Source organism: Microcoleus sp. OTE_8_concoct_300 (genome assembly GCF_031383065.1).
In the GTDB taxonomy this organism is placed as follows: Bacteria; Cyanobacteriota; Cyanobacteriia; order Cyanobacteriales; family Microcoleaceae; genus Microcoleus.
In genome coordinates this window covers 1-18,865 of record NZ_JANMZH010000506.1, presented here as the reverse complement: position 1 = coordinate 18,865, position 18,865 = coordinate 1, and the positions used below count along the sequence as shown (strand labels likewise).

Below are 18,865 nucleotides of genomic sequence, written 5' to 3'. Positions count from 1 at the left end.
GGCGTCCCGCCCGTCCTTTTTGGACGGGCGGGACGCCCATCCCACAAACTTGTGGAAGTTATTTAATTCTCATTCCTTAGTGAAAAAATACTGAAAAATTGAACTGGGTATGAGCTCAAATCCGGGCTTTTTACCCCCTTTATTTTTGAGTCCGCGAAGGCGCGTGCCTGCGCGCCAACGCTTAGGGGGACGAAAGTTTAGCATAGCAGCGGTTTCAACCACCGAGTCTGATCTTGGCCACCCTTATTCGATCTAAATAGCCGCCAGACAGAATTTGCATTGTGCGATCGACTTGTGGCATAACTAAGTCAACCGAAAAAAGTATAAAATTGGTAGCTGCTTGTTGAGCGCGATCGGCTTGCATGCGATCGCCACCCAATTTAAACCAGAAAACCCCATTCAACTCTCCCATGAAAATTGCACCAACTCGCATCGCGAATTTACAACACCAGCGACGCTTTTTAAGTGCGGTAACTGCTGTTTTAACCAGTAGCTTCATCAGCCAGCTTGTGTGGCCGTTTATCGAAACTCAACCAGCTTTTGCCGAAACATCAGCCTATTGCCAATTATCCAAAGAACAGGTAAATCAAAAAGAAGACTTGCGCCGCGCCGCCCTGTCAGGAAAACGGGAATCTCAGCAAGCATATTTTGCTGTTTTGAGCCAACACGCGCGGGAAATAGCAGAATGCCGCCAAAAAACATGGCCCGGAACCCAAGCAGTTTGGCTGCGTTTGTATCCCTGCGATGTCAGACCCGGAGAAATCGATCGGGTATTAGACAAAGTTGTGAATAAAGGCTACAACCAAGTCTATATAGAAACATTTTATGACGGTCAAGTGCTGCTACCAGTGGCAGACAATCCTACGCCTTGGCCTTCTGTTGTGAGAAATCGCGGCTACGAGAAATACGACTTGTTAGAAAAGGCGATCGCCAAAGGCAAACAACGAGGTTTAAAAGTATACGCCTGGTTATTTACCATGAACTTTGGCTATACCTATTCTCAGCGCTCAGACAGACAGCAAACCCTCGCTATCAACGGTAAAAATCAGACAACTTTAACAGTAGTTCAAAACCCAGGAATTAACGAGGACTTGGGAGAAGTTCCGGGCAATCAAGCCTTTATCGATCCCTACAGTCCGCAAGCGAGGCAAGACTATAGTTTGTTAGTGAATCAAATAGTCAAGCGCAAGCCGCAAGGAATGTTATTCGACTACGTTCGCTATCTACGGGGCGTCGGGCCTGCTTCAGTTGCTACCAAAGTTCAAGACTTGTGGATTTACGGCCCAGCATCGCAGCAAGTTCTTTTGCAGCGGGCTAACAATCAGCAAGGGCGAGATTTAATTCAGCGATATTTGACTAAGGGATTTATCAATCCTAATGACGTTCAAGCAGTAGTCAAACAGTATCCAACAGAGAAAGAACCTCTTTGGCAGGGGCGAACTCCGCGACCGATACCGATAGCAACTCCAGCTTCTAGAAGGGAGAATACCGCCTCAAGAACAGCCTCAACAACTCCCGCCACTAAGAATCCCAACGCTGCACGTCCAACACCAAAACCGACACCGCCACTTCCCGATACCGGCATTCTGCAAAAAGACCTCTGGAAACTGAGCGTTGCTCACGCAGTCCAAGGGATTTTAGATTTTTTGGGAATAGCAATTCAACCAGCTCAAAGGATGGGAATTCCTGTAGGAGCGGTGTTTTTTCCCAACGGAAATCAAGCGATAAATCAAGGGGGGTTTGATTCGAGATTGCAGCCTTGGGACAAGTTTCCGGCTGCTGTGGAATTGCACGCCATGTCTTACGGAAATTGCGGGGATGTAAGCTGCATTGTGCCACAGGTGCAGCGGACAGTGAGCTTAGCGCCTGCGGGAGCAAAAATTATTCCTGCCATTGCTGGAGATTGGGGAAAACCTCTGAAAAATCGGCCGTCTTTGGAGATTCAAATGCGGGCAATTCGCTCGGCGACGCCGCAAATTAATGCGGTGAGTCATTTTGCTTTTGGGTGGCAAGAACCGGAGGATGAAAGGGCACGGCAAAGTTGCCGATTGTAGATAAGCTGTAGGTTGTAGAGATGCGATTTGTAGCGTCTCTACAAGAGAGAATTTGTGCGATAATATTTGAGAATGTTCTTATCTGCTAGGAGCGTCATCCAAGTTTTAATAGGACAATACAGAATCAAAATAAATGTTAATACAAAGGAGTATTCCCTATGGTAGCTCAGCCTGAACCCTACAACCAAGTATCTAACGAAGATACGACGCTTGATGAACTCAATTTGAGGCAAGAGGAAGAAGATAACGGTGATGAACTCTATGAAAAAGACCAACTGATATATGACCCTGACAAAATTAATATTTTCACCAAAGAACCAACCATCGAGCAACTTCTAAGAAGAATCAATGAGGAAGCTCTCGATTTAGCACCGGACTTTCAGCGCCATGCAAACATCTGGAAAGATGACGCGAAAAGCCGACTGATTGAGTCGATCCTGATTCGGATTCCATTACCCGCTTTTTATATAGATGCAACTAATGAAGATAAATGGTTAGTCGTGGATGGATTGCAGCGGCTATCTGCTCTCAAGCAATTTATGAGCGATAAAAAACTGAAGTTATGTGGACTAGAATACTTGATCAATTTAGAAGGCAAAAATTATGATGAAATCGGGCGCAGATACCAGCGTCGAATACAGGAGACTCAGGTGACAGTTTATTTGATTGAAAAAGGTACGCCTCCTGAAGTTAAATATAACATTTTTAAACGGATTAATACAGGTGGACTGCCGATGTCTCCTCAAGAAATCCGCCATGCTCTCAACCCTGGTAAGGCAACAAAATTCTTAGCTAAACTTGCTACATCTAAGGAATTCGAGGACGTTACTAAGCTTAGTGATTCGCGGAAAATGCGGATGGAAGATCGGGAATTTATACTCGGTTCTGTAGCCTTTATGCTTACATCTTATAAAAATTATCAATCTGAAACAAGAGATTTGTTTTTGACTAAAGCATTATCCAAGATTAATAATATGTCCGAATCCGAATTAGGAGCCATTGAAAATAATTTCAAAAAGGCTATGGTCGCAGCATGGGAAATATTTGAAATAAATGCCTTCCGTAAAGTCTCTCAAAACCAGAAAAAAAAGTTTCCAATTAATAAAGCATTGTTTGAAGTTTGGTCTGTTAATTTCAGTTTACTTAGCGACGAGCAACTTGATATATTGAAGCAGCACAAGGAGCAATTGATTGAAAAATTTAGAAATTATGTAGATGACGATCGAGAGTTTCTGACTTCTATCTCTCAGGCAGCGGAAAAAATCGAGTACAGATTTAAGATAATTGAAAAAATAATTCAGGAGGTTCTGGCATGATTACTTCGCTGCACTTGCTCAATTTTAAACCTTTTGCAAATCAGTTATTGGAATTTAAAAAGCTCACGTTATTTTCCGGCTTAAACAGCACTGGTAAATCTTCTGTTATGCAATCGCTCCTGTTGCTGCGCCAATCTTACCAACAGGGTTTACTGCCAGAAAAAGGGTTGGCGCTTAATGGCGATTTCGTGAATGTGGGTACTGCTAGAGACGCACTTTTTGAGGGAGCAAAAGAGGACTTAATTGGTTTTGACATTGTTTGGGAAAACAACAGCGAAGGGCTATGGCGTTTCAAATATGACCAAGAGGTAGATGTGTTGAACATTGTCTCGGAACCAGTTACTTCGGAAGTGTATAAATCGAATCTTTTTGGCAATAATTTTCATTACTTTCAGGCAGAACGGATCGGACCGCGGTCATTTAATGAAATGTCAGATTACCAAGTACGACAGCTCGGTCAATTGGGTATCAAAGGTGAATATGCGGCTCATTTTCTGGCTATTAATGGACGGAAAGTTATTCCCAATAGCAGTCTCAGTCATCCAGAGGTAAAATTAAAGACTCAAAGAGAAAAAGAGCAATCTACTGAAAAATCAATGGATTTAATCGACCAAGTTGAGGCGTGGATGGGAGAAATTAGTCCGGGTACGCGCCTCAAAATAGACGCCAAATCCGATGTCGATTTGATGAGTTTTCAATATTCCTATGGAGATAGCAATCCTTACCGTGCAACTAATGTGGGATTTGGAATTAGCTACACTTTACCGATTATTGTAGCGGCACTTGCATCAACACCTGGTACAATCATTTTAATTGAAAATCCTGAAGCGCATCTCCATCCCAAAGGACAAGTTAAAATGGGTCAATTATTAGCTTTGGCAGCTAGCGGTGGCGTTCAAGTTGTGATAGAAACTCACAGCGATCATGTTTTAAACGGGATTCGCCTTGCGGTTCATGGGGGCAAAATTGATCCGAAAGATGTTCGGTTGCATTACTTCCAGCGTCAAAATAAAGAAGGACAAGCTGTGACTGAGGTAATATCGCCAAAAATCGATCGCAACGGACGAATTGATCGATGGCCGGATGGTTTTTTTGATGAGTGGGACAACAGCTTGGAGATTTTGTTGCAACCTGCGGTGAAAGGAGAATAAGCGATGGATTTGGAGATGGTGTTTAATGAACTGTCTGCACGAACTTTTGCTCCTGATATTTCCATAGCACGACAATGGATGGCAGAATTGATTAGGACGATGGTTGCAGCTAAAGGCTGTGGATTGAAGGCAATTCGTACTAAAGAAGATTTTTGGGCTATCAAACTGGCAGAAAACTATCCTCTTTCTTGTTGGCTTATCGATCCTGAAGTTAATAAAGACGATCGGACTTTTCTGAGAACGCTTGCAACTAAGACTCCTTTATCCGTTGATATTACTGATGTAAAGATAAAAACTATTCAAGATTCAGATTGCGAGTTGGGTAGTTTGCAAGGGACTCAAGCAGAAGGCTTTAAAGTTGCGTACTACCTTGAAACATTGGCAATTAGTTTTAATTCAGAATCGCTGTGGAATAGCAGTCGCATCAAGTTAGAACTAATACAAATTGATGATAACGAGGAGCTGATACAAGAAAGTGTAGAGGTTCTTCATGCTAGTCAGGAAAATCACGTTCTCGAACACGCTAATTGGATTCAGAAACGTCAGCAAACAGGAGTGGCTGACGGTTTGGAGCTTTGGAGCCGTCGAGCTGAGTTATTCTCCAGCCTGGAATTTTGCGATCGGGTCAGCCAACAGATAAAAAGCCTTGTCGATCCGAAAATGTTACGACAAGTTGTCAGAAAGTTATTTGAGCTTGATGAATTATCTAAAAGCTGGAAAGACGGAGCGCTAAATTTGGATAATCTTCCTAGTAGGGCAACTTCGGAGAGTGAGAACAGACTCCAGAAGTTCAGGCAGGAACTTACTATTAAATGTCCTGGTCCTGATGAAAAAGAACGACTTTTCAGTTTGCACGTCCGCATGACACCGGGAGCTTGGCGACTCCATTTCTGCACAGAATTAGGGCCAGGAAAGATAATCATTGGGTATATTGGCCCCAAAATAAAATAATTTTAAGATTCGCCAGACTTTTAGCTGAAGCTTTTAGCATGGCTCCGATCGCTCTTCTTAAACAAAAATTAATTTAGCTAACTCTCAAGCTGACAGAGCTGTAAGCGATAATTATATCATTAACAGCAAATAATACAGTGCATGAGTACCAAATTTACTAAAAACTTCCTAATTAAAACCTTTATATTTGTCGGCTCGATCGCCCTAATTTCCCTTATTTCTGAAACGCGACAAACTGCCAACTCAAATTCGTTAGCGCAGTCCTCGAAGAGGATCGCCCAACAAATCGCACCAGTTGAAAATCCGTCGCCAAATCTCCTGAAACCCCCAAAACTCAAAACACCCCCTTCTCCCCCCGCAACTCCCTCTCCCCAACCTCCCGAGCAACCTTTAGTCTTCGCACCGCCCGCGCAATTTCGCAGCCAAATTGTTTATAAAGCCAGTATTAACAACTCAAAAGTTATCGCCCTGACATTTGACGATGGCCCAACGCCAGAAACTTTGAAAATATTAGAAGTTTTGCAGAAACATCAAGTTGTGGCTACATTTTTCTGCTTGGGTGCAAATTTGCGGGAGTATCCAGAAATTGCGAAAAGAGTTGTGCAAGCAGGAAATGCGATCGGCAATCATACTTGGCATCACTATTCTCACAATGTTACCGAAAAAACAGCATCCGATGAAATAGATAATACTGCGGTTCATGTTTATCGATCGACTGGGGCAAAAAGTTTCTTGTTTCGCCCTCCCGGCGGCCGCTTAATTAACGGTTTGGCAAATTACGCTAAAAAGAAAAATTATGTAGTGGTGATGTGGTCGATCGACCCCAAAGACTTTCTGCAACCTCCGGCCGCTGCGATCGCCCGTAGCGTGCTATCCCAAGCTTCAACGGGGGCGATCGTATTGTTGCACGACGGCGGCGGAAATCGCAAGCATTCAGTCGAGGCGCTATCTGCAATTATTCCCAAACTCAAACAGCAGGGATATCGTTTTGTCACCGTACCGCAATTGCTGCAAATGCAAGCTGGACAAAAACAGCGAATTGCCGATCGCAAATCCCAATAAACAGACATCTGGGCCAAATTAACTTACTCAGAATTTCATCTGCGTTCATTTGCGTTCATCTGCGGTTAAAAATCCAAATTATGCTAAACTTATTAATAACCATAAAACCCATTATTAATCATAATGCAAAAACTACAAGCAAGAGATATAAACCTCCGCTATCTAATCGATAACTTCGGCTTGCAGCGAGTTCGCAACAGCGAATTTTTCCGAGAATGCCAAGAAAACTTACCCGAAGTAACAGACTCAGAAAAACAATTGCTCGATCGCGTCCAAGAGATATACTTCAACTTGGTAGACACCCCGCCTGTATTGGAAAATGCAGTCAAGCTAACAATCATCAGCCCCATTTTGTTTATTGCCGGTCTGTATGAGTCTCCTTTTCAAGTCAAAGCCGAAAAGTCCATCGCCATTCAAGAGGAAGACGAAGGCAGAATCATCGAAGGCAGAATAGATATCCTAATTATGAAAGCAAACTTGTGGGTGACAGTAATTGAATCCAAACAACTTTCGTTTTCAACTGACAAAGCACTTGCCCACCTCCTGACATATATGCTGGCAGATGCCGACCCAGAAACTCCTACTTTTGGAATGATTTCCACAGGTGCTAACTTCTCTTTTGTCAAGTTAGTCAGAGGCGAAATAACGCAGTATGCCTTATCTCCAGAATTTGTTATTTCCAATCCCGGCAATGAATTGTACCGCGTTTTGCAGATTTTAAAATGCCTGAGTAAACTGCCCGACTAGCAATAAAAGCCATTTTGAGTTATCTTTCAAAGCAGACAATATCTAATATCTCAAATTTCAAACTGGTGCGAGCATGGTAAATTACTGGATAGTCGGCGCTGTGGCAATAGCTTCTGTCTGCTGGGCAGAAATAATACGAGACTTTTATCACGTCGTGTCCCATTATTGGGCACCCCTGCAAAAGCTGCACACTTGGCATCACCGCGTTTTCCGCCCGAATTTGACAGCCGTCAGCGAGACAATTTACAAGCAAGCACACTGGCGTCACGACGTGCCCGAAGCTGCGGCGATGATGGTTTTGGGCTTGTTGCTGTGGGTTGTAGCTTATTTTGGGCTGCCGGAATATCACTGGGGTGCAGCAGCCGGTTGTATTTATACTTTAGGCTTTTTGTTGAGCGCGATCGCCCGCGCGATCGGCATCAAAGGTGCAGACGAATTAACCGACATCACCCACCAACCGGGAGATTTCCTTACTCCCCCTGGCAAGTGGTTAGTTAATAAACCTTATCACTGGCGGCACCACTTCGATAATCAAAATGCTTACTATTGCGGTACTTTCACCTTAATAGACAAACTTATGGGTACAGCACTTTCTCTCAAAGGCAAAACTGTAGCCGTCACCGGTGCATCGGGAACTTTAGGACGTTTGCTTCTCAAACACCTGCACAAAGCTGGTGCAAAAGTTATCGCCCTCTCCTCTGGAAATGAGGGAATTACTTTGAATATAGACGGCGAAAATTTACCTGTAAAAACCGTAACTTGGCAAGCTGGCCAAGAGGCAGACTTAGCCCTATTGTTAGAAAAAATCGATATTCTCGTCATCAATCACGGGATTAACGTACAGCGAGAAAGAACAGGAGAGGCGATCGCCAACTCCTACGAAATTAACACTTTTTCCGCGTGGCGGCTGATGGAACTCTTTTTCTTAACAGTCCGCACTAACGAAAACATCGCTTGCAAAGAAGTCTGGATCAACACTTCAGAAGCAGAAGTAATTCCCGCTGTCAGTCCCCTGTACGAACTCAGCAAGCGCGCCCTGGGAGATTTAGTCACCCTGCGCCGGCTAGACGCGCCCTGCATCGTTCGCAAACTGATTTTAGGGCCGTTTAAAAGCAATTTAAACCCGATCGGCATTATGTCTCCAGATTGGGTAGCGCAGCAAGTTGTCAAACAAGCTAAGGCTGATGTCCGCAATATCATCGTCACAATTAATCCTTTGACTTTTATAGTTTTTCCCGTCAAAGAGTTTTTTGTTTCTCTCTACTTCCAAATTTTCAGCCGGAAAGCGATTTCAGAGATAAAGCAAGCTGCGGCATCTGAAAAATCTAGCGCGGAAGCAAAGATTAATTGACCAACCAAAACCGGGTTTCCGCAGGGGCGGCGGCTGTGACTGTCCGCCCTGCGGCTAAATTCCACAAAACTAAAGCCTTTGTCACATCTCACATCGTCACGAGTAAGCTCACGCCCCCACTCCCAGAGCCGCAAATCCACTCTTGTGACTTATTGGGTCAAAACCGTTGACGGGGAGTGGAATCGAGAGCTGTTTCGGGCCCCATTCCCAACAGGGTTATGCTTACTGATACAAATTATTAAGTATTTTTACTAACTACTATCTCTCCTGAGTCACTTCTATCCGCAATAGCACTGTAGATGCCAGTTGCGGGTGCTGAATGTAGTTTTCAACTATGCTCTTTGGTTAGTTGATACGTCCAAGACTAATAAGTGTAATTTGATAGTGGTGGAATTGGGCGATCGCGATCGTTAAATAGAACAAGCAGCACACCGCTCTCGATCCGCAAAAATAAACTTTTGTAAAGGCTCGATAAAATCCCGGAACTTATTTGGGGACAGACATATATAATAAGTAAAATAACCTGTAAGAGAAAGAGTTTCGATAACAGGTATGAATTGATAAACTCTTTTCACAGGTTCTCAGAGGCAGGCAAAAGTTTGGCGCTCGGGCTCTTCAGGATAAGTCTTGCCATAGAATCTACTTTTTAAGAAGGAAAAACTAAAATGCCAAGAAGATCGCTTGAAATCTTTGGCGATGGTCGCGTGTACGAAATAAAAGACGACCTAGCCGTTAAAGTCACCGAGACAAATGGGCAAGTAAAAGCATTAATCGATGCTTTAAAGTTCAGCGTGGCTAAAACATACAACATTCATCCTCCAGACGAACAACCGCCTGATGTGGCAGAACGCAGAGGTTCAAAGCATATCAATGGAGAAGGCTTTAAGCTTCTCACTACGTTTGAAGGATGTGAGCTAACTGCTTATGATGACGGCGGTGGAGTGTGGACAATTGGTTACGGACACACTGGCGATGATGTTTATCCAGGACTGACGATTAGCAAAACACAGGCAGAAGAATTGCTGAGGATAGATTTAGAAAAATTTGAATCCTTTGTTGAGGATGCCGTTGAAGCTCAGCTCAATGATAGTCAGTTTTCTGCACTGGTTTGCTTCTGCTTCAACGTCGGCCCAGGAACAGACGGTTTTGGAGGTTCAACTCTTCTCAAGCTTTTGAACCAGGGAAATTATCAAGGATCAGCTAATCAGTTTCCTGTGTGGAATAAGGTAAATGGTGAACCCTGGCTAGGGCTGACACGCCGACGATTGGCTGAACGAGCACTGTTTTTGGGAAAACCCTGGCAGTCATTCTTAACCTATGAAGGAACAGGCGAAGAAGTAACAGGGGAAACAATCGCAGAAGCACCTCGCACTTTGAAACTCACCGATCCTCTCATGCAAGGTGAGGATGTTCGTCAAGTGCAAGAAGCTTTGAAAACAGCAGGAATTAATCTCGAACCTGATGGATTCTTTGGTAATGATACTGAGAAGGCAGTGCGGCAGTTTCAGCAGCAGAAAGGGCTAATAGCGGATGGTGTTGTAGGTGCCCAAACACGAAAAGAATTGGGACTATAACATCGATTGTGTAACCAAATTCAAACAGATAGGAGAAAACCATGAGTGACTCAAGCGATATTCTCTTTAATCAACCTGTAATTGTCGAAGCTTGTGAAGAATTTGTCCAACGGGATCGGTTGGGAATTAAAGGCAGTTTTCCCGGATTGCTCCAAGATGCACCCATGTCTTCGACGGCGGTGGTCAATGGCTTATCCCAGCAGTTGATATATCAACTGCAACTGATGATGCCAGATGCCTTTGTCAGTTTTGATGACCTCAATGTAGACTTGCTGGATGCAGCCTTTCCCTATGTACAATCTTCAGCAAAACAGGCACTCCAGAAAGCCATTCAAGATCGAGGTCAAACTATGCAGGTGAACTCTGCCTACCGCACGATCGCTCAGCAAATGTTGCTGTATAACGATCGCTTCCACAATCCTAATCCTGTAGCTCCACCGGGAGCCAGCAACCACCAAACTGGGTTAGCGATCGACATTGAAGATGCAATAGGCTGGGAAGTTTATTTGATGCAATATGGCTGGAATCCATTACCAGGCGACCCACCTCACTTCGACTACCAAGGCGACGGCACGATCGATCTTCGCAGTCAATCAATACTTGCATTTCAGCAGCTTTGGAATCAGAATCATCCTAATGAAAGGATTAGCGAAGATGGCGGTTTTGGCCCTCAAACCGAGGATGCACTTAATCGATCTCCTGCTCCTGGGTTTTCTAAAGCGCCGTGGGATGACAAACCCAGAACTTTGCGCTTGGCGATGCCCAGAATGGAAGGCTCGGATGTACTAAAGCTTCAGGAAGGGTTGAAAAAAGCTGGCATTGTAGTTGGGACTGATGGTGAATTTGGACCGGGGACAGATAAAGCCGTCAAAGAATTTCAGCAGAAAAAAGGTTTAATCGCAGACGGAATTGTCGGATCAAAAACCCGCGAGTTAATCGCTTGAGGTGTTAGCGATCGAATTAACCCAACCTTGAACTGAAGGATACGTTGCTGAATAAGCCGAGTTTTCTGAAGAGCTTGAAATTGTGGCTCCATAACTCTGCTGATACATCAACTCTCTGAGTTAAATAGAGATGCTGGAGTGATGAAAAAAAAAATGGCTAACCAACCCGTGCAAACACCGAATATTTACGCTTTATTAATTGGCATTGACGGCTATAAACCTAATCGGTTATACAAAAATCTTAAGGGATGCGTGCGTGACATTAATCTTGTAGCAAGCTACCTCTTAGAGACACTGAAGATTCCTTCCGAACGGGTTTTTAAGCTGACTTCTCCGAATATTGAAGTTGCTGAAACAATCGAAACCAAAGACCTGGAACCAACTTATGAAAATATTGTGGCGCAGTTTAATGCCATTACCGAAATCGCACAACCAGGAGAGCAGGTATACATTTACTACTCCGGACATGGAGGACGGGCGACAACCATATATCCAGAACTGAAGGGGGCTGACCAAAATGATGAATGTATTGTGCCAATGGATATTGGCGCTGGAGGTCGCTACCTGCTGGATGTGGAACTGGCAACGCTGTTGAAGCGGATGACGGACAAAGGATCGATCGTCACAGTTATTATGGATTGCTGTCACTCTGGAGGAGTAACCAGAGGTGATGCTGCTATCCGAAGCGGGGAAGAAACTGACACAACACCGCCAAACAAGGAAAGCTTGGTTGCTAAAGATGAAGAGTTGATCAAAAATTGGAAGATTCAAACTGGAGGACTAGATGGTGAGATTGCATGGGTTCCGCCAGCAAATAATTACGTTCTTTTAGCAGCCTGTCGCCCCAATGAATATGCTTATGAGTATACGTTTGATGGCAAGGAGCGACATGGAGCGCTGACTTACTGGCTAATTCAGACTCTGGCGACCAGTTCTACAGGATTGAGTTTCAGAAAGCTGTACGATCGCGTCTGTGCTCAAATTCAGAGTAAGTTCCCCCAACAGTTACCCATGTTAATCGGTGACGGCACCCGCGCAGTATTTGGGAACGAGAGCTTACCGCATCACTACAGCGTGACCGTTATGAGTGTAGATTCTAACCAAAAGCAAGTCACCTTGAATGCAGGGTTAGCGCAAGGACTTAGTAGCGGTACGCAATTCGCTATCTATCCACTCAATGCCACAGATTTTTCCAACAGGCAGCAGCAACAGGCGATTGTTGAAATTGTAGAGGTTCAAGCCTCGAAATCAATGGCTAGAGTTCTGGAGCCTGAAGAGGGAGGCATTGAGGTTAAAGAAGAGCTAAAAATCGAACCAGGCTCTCCTGCTGTCATGGTCGCTGCTCCCGTCACCCTCGTGCGTCGAGTCCTCTTGTTAGATAACAAAGAAGCTGGGGATAAGGAGCATCAATTACCTGCCGAGTGGGTTGACAAACAAAAGGAAGCTTTAGAGAAAGTTCGGCAAGCTTTGGCAGGGAATGGTTGGGTTGTTGAAGTGAAAGCCGGTGACGAGCAACAGTCTGACTATCAGGTTGCAGTTGGCAGAGATGGCGAGTACGAAATTTCGATTGAAACTCCTTTAAAAAACTTAGGAAAGCTACTGAAGATTAATGACCAAGATTCGGCAAATGCTGTCGTTAAACGCTTAGTTCATTTGTCAAAATATCAGGCAGTTCAATCTCTTGACAATCCGGATTCCGAACTCAATAAATATATTGAATTTGAATTGTTAGACCTAAACCGTAAACCTTTTGCAGATCCCAGCAATATTGTGATCAAACAGGGTCAATCAATGGTATTGCGGATCAAGAATACCTCCTCTCAACCCCTGAATATTGCGATCTTAGACCTTGACTCGACTTGGGCGATATATAAATTATCTATCAAGGGAAACGAAGACATATTTTATCCCCTTGATAGCAAAGCAGAGATTTACGATACCGTGAATACTGAATTGCCAGATGGCGAAGCCTACAAACAAGCGAAAGAAACGCTCAAGTTGTTTGCAACTCGCGGTATCGCCCAATTTGACTGGCTTACTTTACCTGCCCTTGATGATGATTTAGGTCAAAGAGGAAATCTTGACCAAGAGCTTGAGAAGGTAGCCAATCAAAAGGGTTTAGGGATTAACCCTCTCAACCAGCTATTAGGTACTATTGGTGCCGATCTGGATAATCCGCCACCTGAAGGTCGTAGAGTGCGCTCTAAACCGAATCCAAATGCTGAGTGGGTAACGAAGCAGGTGACATTCACTCTCACTCAATCATAGCTTTGAAATCGGGCTGTCGAATAACTGAGAGTTTGAGGCGGCTAAATTTAAGCGAACGACTTCAGGTCAGTGACTGCAAACCCTAACAGAACATTTTGAAGTGAGACTTGCAGTTACTTTGAATCCCGATCGCAATCTCATTAGGTGTGGCGGCGACAAGCTTGGGGCATCAGGTTTGATGCCCTTAATCAGGTGAGAGCGCCCGTATCGGAGTAGCGAGCTTGATAAAAAATATTCAGTGGAGGTAGACCCGTGGCTTGGGAATATAACAAAACGAACTTTGATCGCAATTTAGCCGTCGTTATCGGTATTGATTGTTATGAAAACCATCCTCAAATTCACCGTCTGAGAACACCAGTCAACGATGCTAGGGCACTTGCCGATTTGTTAGAAACAGAGTATGAATATAAACCTGAAAATGTCATTCGTCTGTTAGACGAAGCCGCCACACTGACAGGACTCCAAACGCTACTTAATGATACTCTTCCCAATCAACTCAAGCCGACGAAAGGCGATCGCCTCATTTTCTACTTTGCAGGTCATGGCATTCCCCGCAACAGTGAAGACGGTCCAAAAGGATATCTAGTCCCACAGGATGCAGACTGGCAGAAAGAAGGCTCTTTTTTAGCCATGTCTGAGGTGTATGAGGCACTAAAAAAACTGGACTGTCATCATTTGCTAGTCATTCTGGACTGCTGCTTCGCTGGAACGTTTCGCTGGGCAGGTCGCCGGAAAATCATTCCCATTCTAGAAACGGTACGCCGGGAACACTACGATCGCTTCATTCGCTATCCAGCATGGCAGGTAATAACCTCGGCGGCGCACGACCAAGAAGCATTAGATGTGGCTAAATTAGCTGATCCTAAGCGCGATCGTGATGCAATTCCAGATGAGAAGCAGGTACTGCATTCTCCGTTTGCACTGGCACTGCTGGAAGGATTGCGCGAAAACAAAGCAGACATGATTCCGGATGGCGTAATTACTGCTCACGAACTGTATGTGTATCTAGAACAGCAGGTCAGCCAGTTGTCTGGCGAACGTCAAAAGCCTGGAATCTATCCGATGAGGCTAGAGTATGACCGAGGAGAGTTTGTTTTCACAAAGCCTGGATTCACGTCCGAGCAACTCAAGCCTGCACCACTCCTGAACGAGAGCAATAATCCCTATCGCGGGTTGGCATCGTTTGATGAAAAACACGCTAACTTCTTTTTCGGTCGAAAGATATTAGTTGAAGAACTCCAGCATCGTCTGTCTCAAGCGAATCGTTTTCTCACGGTCGTTTTGGGAGCTTCGGGTTCCGGTAAATCCAGTTTAGTTAAAGCCGGATTGATTCCTGAGTTGAGGCAGGAATCAAAATGGTACATCCTCGATCCAATACGTCCGGATCGGTATCCATTTACAGCTTTAGCACGAGCCATTGTGCCCATCGAAAAGCCGGAACTGATCGAGCAACTCTCTCAAGTGAGTTTTCTAGATGAGGTGTTCAAACCCAAGGAAGAAAGCGGTCAAGATCAGGGTGAGGAATCAACAGATACAGTGTTTGTCAAACTAGCAGAGTCTTGGAACAGTGCAAAGTCAGAAGCTAAACTTTTGGTCGTTGAGGATTATTTCAAGCAGCTTTTGGCTTTGTGTCGCAATCCCCAAGAAAAGGAACAGTTATCGCAGCTTTATCGGGCAATTTTTGAACAGCTAGAGTCTCTGAGTAATAGACTCCAAAACTCGCGGCAACACCTCACCCGTGTGATTAGAAAGTGGAGCGAAACTCATCTCGATGTCAAGTTGCTGTTAACAATCGACCAGTTTGAAGAGTTGATTACGATGAGCCAGGAGAGTCAAACAGAAACTCATGGTGGTGACAGGCAACAGAGCGATCGCGCTGCTGAATCCCAACCTTGGCTACCGTTTTTGCAGGTGCTTTTAGGGGCAATTGTTGAATGTCCCCAGCAGTTGCATATTGTGTTGACGCTACGATCGGACTTTGAACCGCGTTTTCTTTCCTCACCACTTTCGGCTTACTGGAAAGATGCGCGATTCCCCGTGCGGGCGATGAATTTGGATGAGTTGCGACAGGCGATCGAAGGGCCTGCCCTGAAACAAGCGTTGTACTTTGAGCCACCGGAGTTGGTGGGTATGTTGATTGATGAGGTGGGGCAGATGCCGGGAGCCTTGCCGTTGCTCTCGTTTACCTTGAGTGAACTGTATATCAAACTGTACGATCGTTGGACGAAGGATAATGCAACCGATCGCGCTTTACGAATCAAGGACTACGAGGAACTGGGTGGAGTGGCAGGAGCGCTGACTCGTCGGGCGACGCAGGAGTATGACAATCTCGTAAGAGATTTTGGCGAAGCACCGGGCAAGGCATACCAAGCGACGATGCGACGGGTGATGCTGCGGATGGTGGCGATCGAGGGGGTAGGAATTGCACGGCGACGGGTACCCGAATCTGAATTAGTCTATCCAGATGCGGAAGAAAACAAGCGTGTGGCACAGGTGAGCGATCGGTTGATCAAAACTCGGTTGTTAGTAACAGGACAGGAGGCAGGGGTGTCTTATGTGGAACCAGCACATGATTTTTTGGTGCGTGAATGGGATAAGTTGCAGCAGTGGATTAAGAACGAGAAAGAGGAGCTCACCTTGCAACAACGGTTAACCGTTGCAGCAAATGAGTGGGAGAGCAAGAACCAGCAGGAAGCAAGACGTAAGAGACTCCGCGATATTTGGAGACAAGCAGAAACAGCTATTATTCAAAAAATTCAAGAACGAAAATTCGCTCGTGAACGACTGAAACAGCAGGAAGCGGAGGCTGCAAAGGGTCGTGAGGAAAGTTCAACCCGATATCTTTGGGATGACGATCCTCGCTTAGGACAGTTGAAGCAAATTCTGATTATAAACAACTGGTTTAATCAAATAGAGGATGAATTTGTTAGAGAAAGTTTAGTTGAAAAAAAAAGAAATGCTTATCGCTTAACCGGAATTGTAACGGGGGTTGTGATTGTGCTAATTGGATTGACTCTGGCCGCACTTTATCAAGCTAAATTATCTCGTTTACGAGAAGAAGTCGCTGTTTCTAAAACTTTAGTATCTACCGATCCTCCCAAAGCTTTAGCTTTCGCAATTCAAGCCACGGATCAGGCATCAAAACCATTTTTTAATTCAGTTCTTAGTTCAGCAAAATCTAGCTTATTTTCTGTATTAGAAGCATCAAGAGAACTCAATATTTTGAGAAGGCACGAGGGAGCAGTCACGAAAGTAGCCTTTAGCCCGAATAGTCAAGTTATTGTTAGTGGTGGTCAGGATGGCACAGTTAGACTTTGGAATCTTCAAGGAAAATATCCAATTGTAAGCAACCTTGTGGGCAGGCATGAAGGGGGAGTAACTGCCTTAGCTTTTAGCCCAACTGATAATAATACTTTGGTAAGTGGCGGCAAAGATGGCACAGTTAGACGTTGGAATCTTCAAGGAAAATCTGCAATTTTCGGTAAGCATGAAGGAGGAGTAACTGCCTTAGCTTTTAGCCCAACTGATAGTAATACTTTTGTGAGTGTAGGTAGAGATGGTATTGTTAGACTTTGGAATCTCAATAAAACTTCTAAGATTTTAGGAAATATCAGAGATATTAGCAAAGAAGGGAGGAGAGCTGTTATTCTGTCAGTTGCTTTCAGTCCCGATGGCAAAACTATTGCTACAGGTGGTAGTGGACATCTTCTTCGATTATGGAATCTCGAGCAAAAAACTGCTCCAAAAGAGTTACCTTTCAATAATAATTCAGACAAAGAATCAGAGGATAATGGAGGAATAGGCTGTATTACATCTATTGCTTTTAATCCTGATGGTAATGACATTATTGCTGGTAGAGCTTTACAAAGCAATCCATACAGAGAAACTTTAGCAATATGGCATTCATGGCGATATAACTATCTACAGAATATTCACACAAAAGCCCATGAATTTTCTACCTATGCTGTTGCCTCTAATCCTCGTGGCAATATCTTTGTTACTGCTGGCGATAATGATACCCTAGAAATCCATGATCTACTATCTGGTGAGCTAGTCGCTCCGCGTTTAGTTGGTCATGCAAAAGTAGGTTGGGCGCAGTGTGCAAACTTTTACGGCAATACTAACAATGAATATGGCTCAATTACTTCCGTTGCTTTTAGCCCTAATGGGGAATTGATTGCTAGTGCTGGTGCTGATGGAACTGTACGGATTTGGAGTACGGAATCTTTCCCTGGCATTAAATCCGTGCAAGTCACCCAAAAAGAAGAATTTCATAGAGCGATCAAAGTACAGGTTTCTCTCTATGAAAATCTGGTAACTCCTTCACGATTTTTTAGGACTGATGGCAGTAGTATTGTGATTCGTTCGCAAGGGAATACTTTAGAATTGGAAGAAGTCAAGGATAGTCCTAAAGGAGTTTACCCTGCATATGATGACATATTTTATAGTCCTAATGGTCAATCAATTGCTGTTGTTAAACAGAAAAAAATTATTCAAATACAAAGTGTAAACGGAAATCAGATTTCACAAATCAATTATTCAAAAATAATTAAGAATATTGCTCTCAGCAATTCCAGTAAGAAGATTGCTATTGTCACCAACAATAATGAAATTGAAGTGAGAGACTATCAAGGCAATCAATTGGGTTTACCCTTTCTTCACGAGGGAAATGTAGATGCGATCGCCTTAAGTCCTGATGGTCAAACTCTTGTTACTGCCACGAGTGTAGGTTTTCTACAAGGGGGTGGAGATAGTGTTATAAGACTCTGGGATATTGAAGGAAACCCAATTGCAAAGTTTAATCAACCTGGTGCTTTATTCAATACTTGTGGAAACTCATGCTCTTTTTTAGCTTTTAGTCCTAGTGGCAAGAGCATTATTAGTTACAGTTACATCTATAATCCCTCTCTAAAGATTTTCCCTGGAAACTGGCAAGTATTACTTGGTGTTGCTTGCAGCCGTCTTCAAAAACATCCTATTCTTAACCCATCTATGGATGATATTGCCAAAGAAGCTAAAACTATTTGTAAAAGGAAGTTTAATTGATAACGTATTTTACTCAAAGCCTACGCGATCGCCATCGGCATCAACCAATATCAAAATGGCCTAGCCAAGTTGAAGACGGCAAAACCAGATCCTGAAAATTTCAGAAGGTTGAGCGATCGCCTCCTGACATAATTTTTATCACTAATCTTTGTATAAAGATCAGCTTGTAGGTTTTGCTAAACTTTTCTCCCAATTCTCGCAAATTGCATTAGCACCTGTCTTTGCAATCTTTTTAATAATTAGAGTTGCCAGGAGAGTACCAACAGCAGGAGCTAACCCAACTCCACTGACTAAAACAGGAGCCAACATCCCAGCCGCTTTGGTATAGTTCTGATTTATTGTTTCATCTAAAATCTTCTGAGTCTCTGCATCGTCCCCGAGGGGTTTGCACATAAGTTGGT

General features: G+C 44.0%; 13 protein-coding genes. 11 read left to right on the top strand and 2 right to left on the bottom strand.

The window, feature by feature from the left end; translation table 11 throughout:
* Nucleotides 1–214: 214 nt before the first annotated feature.
* The gene (locus tag ACUVJL_RS23385; protein ID WP_445248025.1) at nucleotides 215–412 is read right to left on the bottom strand and encodes a hypothetical protein; all 198 of its coding nucleotides are present in this window, start codon (nucleotides 410–412) and stop codon (nucleotides 215–217) included.
* Here ACUVJL_RS23385 and ACUVJL_RS23380 point away from each other — a divergent pair.
* The 11 genes from ACUVJL_RS23380 to ACUVJL_RS23330 all read left to right on the top strand — a co-directional run bounded on the left by ACUVJL_RS23380 (nucleotide 411) and on the right by ACUVJL_RS23330 (nucleotide 18,464).
* Nucleotides 411–2,054 carry a family 10 glycosylhydrolase gene (locus ACUVJL_RS23380; RefSeq protein ID WP_445248024.1) on the top strand — a complete coding sequence of 548 codons (1,644 nt, stop codon included), beginning with the start codon at nucleotides 411–413 and terminating at the stop codon, nucleotides 2,052–2,054. The genes ACUVJL_RS23385 and ACUVJL_RS23380 overlap by 2 nt on opposite strands.
* A gap of 158 nt (nucleotides 2,055–2,212) precedes the next feature.
* On the top strand, nucleotides 2,213–3,370 hold the full coding sequence (locus tag ACUVJL_RS23375) for a DUF262 domain-containing protein (RefSeq protein ID WP_445248023.1): 1,158 nt from the start codon (nucleotides 2,213–2,215) through the stop codon (nucleotides 3,368–3,370).
* The gene (locus tag ACUVJL_RS23370) at nucleotides 3,367–4,521 is read left to right on the top strand and encodes an AAA family ATPase (RefSeq protein ID WP_445248022.1); all 1,155 of its coding nucleotides are present in this window, start codon (nucleotides 3,367–3,369) and stop codon (nucleotides 4,519–4,521) included. The genes ACUVJL_RS23375 and ACUVJL_RS23370 overlap by 4 nt, the downstream gene beginning before the upstream one ends.
* Nucleotides 4,522–4,524: 3 nt before the next feature.
* A complete protein-coding gene (locus ACUVJL_RS23365; protein WP_445248021.1) occupies nucleotides 4,525–5,472 on the top strand; it encodes a hypothetical protein in 948 nt (315 codons plus the stop codon).
* Nucleotides 5,473–5,613: 141 nt separating this feature from the next.
* Nucleotides 5,614–6,534, top strand: coding sequence for a polysaccharide deacetylase family protein (locus tag ACUVJL_RS23360; protein ID WP_445248020.1), 921 nt, complete (start codon nucleotides 5,614–5,616; stop codon nucleotides 6,532–6,534).
* Between the two features lie 123 nt (nucleotides 6,535–6,657).
* Nucleotides 6,658–7,281, top strand: a complete 624-nt coding sequence (locus ACUVJL_RS23355; protein ID WP_445248019.1) for a restriction endonuclease subunit R — start codon at nucleotides 6,658–6,660, stop codon at nucleotides 7,279–7,281.
* A gap of 73 nt (nucleotides 7,282–7,354) precedes the next feature.
* Nucleotides 7,355–8,632 (top strand): bifunctional sterol desaturase/short chain dehydrogenase, encoded by a 1,278-nt coding sequence (locus tag ACUVJL_RS23350; protein WP_445248018.1) that lies wholly within the window; start codon nucleotides 7,355–7,357, stop codon nucleotides 8,630–8,632.
* A 665-nt stretch (nucleotides 8,633–9,297) separates the two neighbouring features.
* Complete coding sequence (locus tag ACUVJL_RS23345; RefSeq protein ID WP_445248017.1) at nucleotides 9,298–10,206, top strand: glycoside hydrolase family protein; 909 nt, start codon at nucleotides 9,298–9,300, stop codon at nucleotides 10,204–10,206.
* Nucleotides 10,207–10,247: 41 nt separating this feature from the next.
* The gene (locus tag ACUVJL_RS23340) at nucleotides 10,248–11,150 is read left to right on the top strand and encodes a peptidoglycan-binding protein (protein WP_445248016.1); all 903 of its coding nucleotides are present in this window, start codon (nucleotides 10,248–10,250) and stop codon (nucleotides 11,148–11,150) included.
* Between the two features lie 141 nt (nucleotides 11,151–11,291).
* A complete protein-coding gene (locus tag ACUVJL_RS23335; RefSeq protein ID WP_445248026.1) occupies nucleotides 11,292–13,418 on the top strand; it encodes a caspase family protein in 2,127 nt (708 codons plus the stop codon).
* A gap of 252 nt (nucleotides 13,419–13,670) precedes the next feature.
* A complete protein-coding gene (locus ACUVJL_RS23330) occupies nucleotides 13,671–18,464 on the top strand; it encodes an nSTAND1 domain-containing NTPase (protein ID WP_445248015.1) in 4,794 nt (1,597 codons plus the stop codon).
* A 159-nt stretch (nucleotides 18,465–18,623) separates the two neighbouring features.
* Here the strand turns inward: ACUVJL_RS23330 and ACUVJL_RS23325 are convergent.
* A partial coding sequence (locus ACUVJL_RS23325) for a hypothetical protein (RefSeq protein WP_445248014.1) occupies nucleotides 18,624–18,865 on the bottom strand: 242 nt, incomplete at its 5' end.

Bases quoted from the DNA above. Each gene is read 5' to 3' on its own strand.
- ACUVJL_RS23370 (WP_445248022.1), top strand. From the start codon at position 3,367: ATGATTACTTCGCTGCACTTGCTCAATTTTAAACCTTTTGCAAATCAG.
- ACUVJL_RS23385 (WP_445248025.1), bottom strand. From the start codon at position 412: ATGGGAGAGTTGAATGGGGTTTTCTGGTTTAAATTGGGTGGCGATCGC.
- ACUVJL_RS23365 (WP_445248021.1), top strand. From the start codon at position 4,525: ATGGATTTGGAGATGGTGTTTAATGAACTGTCTGCACGAACTTTTGCT.
- ACUVJL_RS23340 (WP_445248016.1), top strand. From the start codon at position 10,248: ATGAGTGACTCAAGCGATATTCTCTTTAATCAACCTGTAATTGTCGAA.
- ACUVJL_RS23350 (WP_445248018.1), top strand. From the start codon at position 7,355: ATGGTAAATTACTGGATAGTCGGCGCTGTGGCAATAGCTTCTGTCTGC.
- ACUVJL_RS23345 (WP_445248017.1), top strand. From the start codon at position 9,298: ATGCCAAGAAGATCGCTTGAAATCTTTGGCGATGGTCGCGTGTACGAA.
- ACUVJL_RS23380 (WP_445248024.1), top strand. From the start codon at position 411: ATGAAAATTGCACCAACTCGCATCGCGAATTTACAACACCAGCGACGC.
- ACUVJL_RS23360 (WP_445248020.1), top strand. From the start codon at position 5,614: ATGAGTACCAAATTTACTAAAAACTTCCTAATTAAAACCTTTATATTT.
- ACUVJL_RS23335 (WP_445248026.1), top strand. From the start codon at position 11,292: ATGAAAAAAAAAATGGCTAACCAACCCGTGCAAACACCGAATATTTAC.
- ACUVJL_RS23355 (WP_445248019.1), top strand. From the start codon at position 6,658: ATGCAAAAACTACAAGCAAGAGATATAAACCTCCGCTATCTAATCGAT.
- ACUVJL_RS23375 (WP_445248023.1), top strand. From the start codon at position 2,213: ATGGTAGCTCAGCCTGAACCCTACAACCAAGTATCTAACGAAGATACG.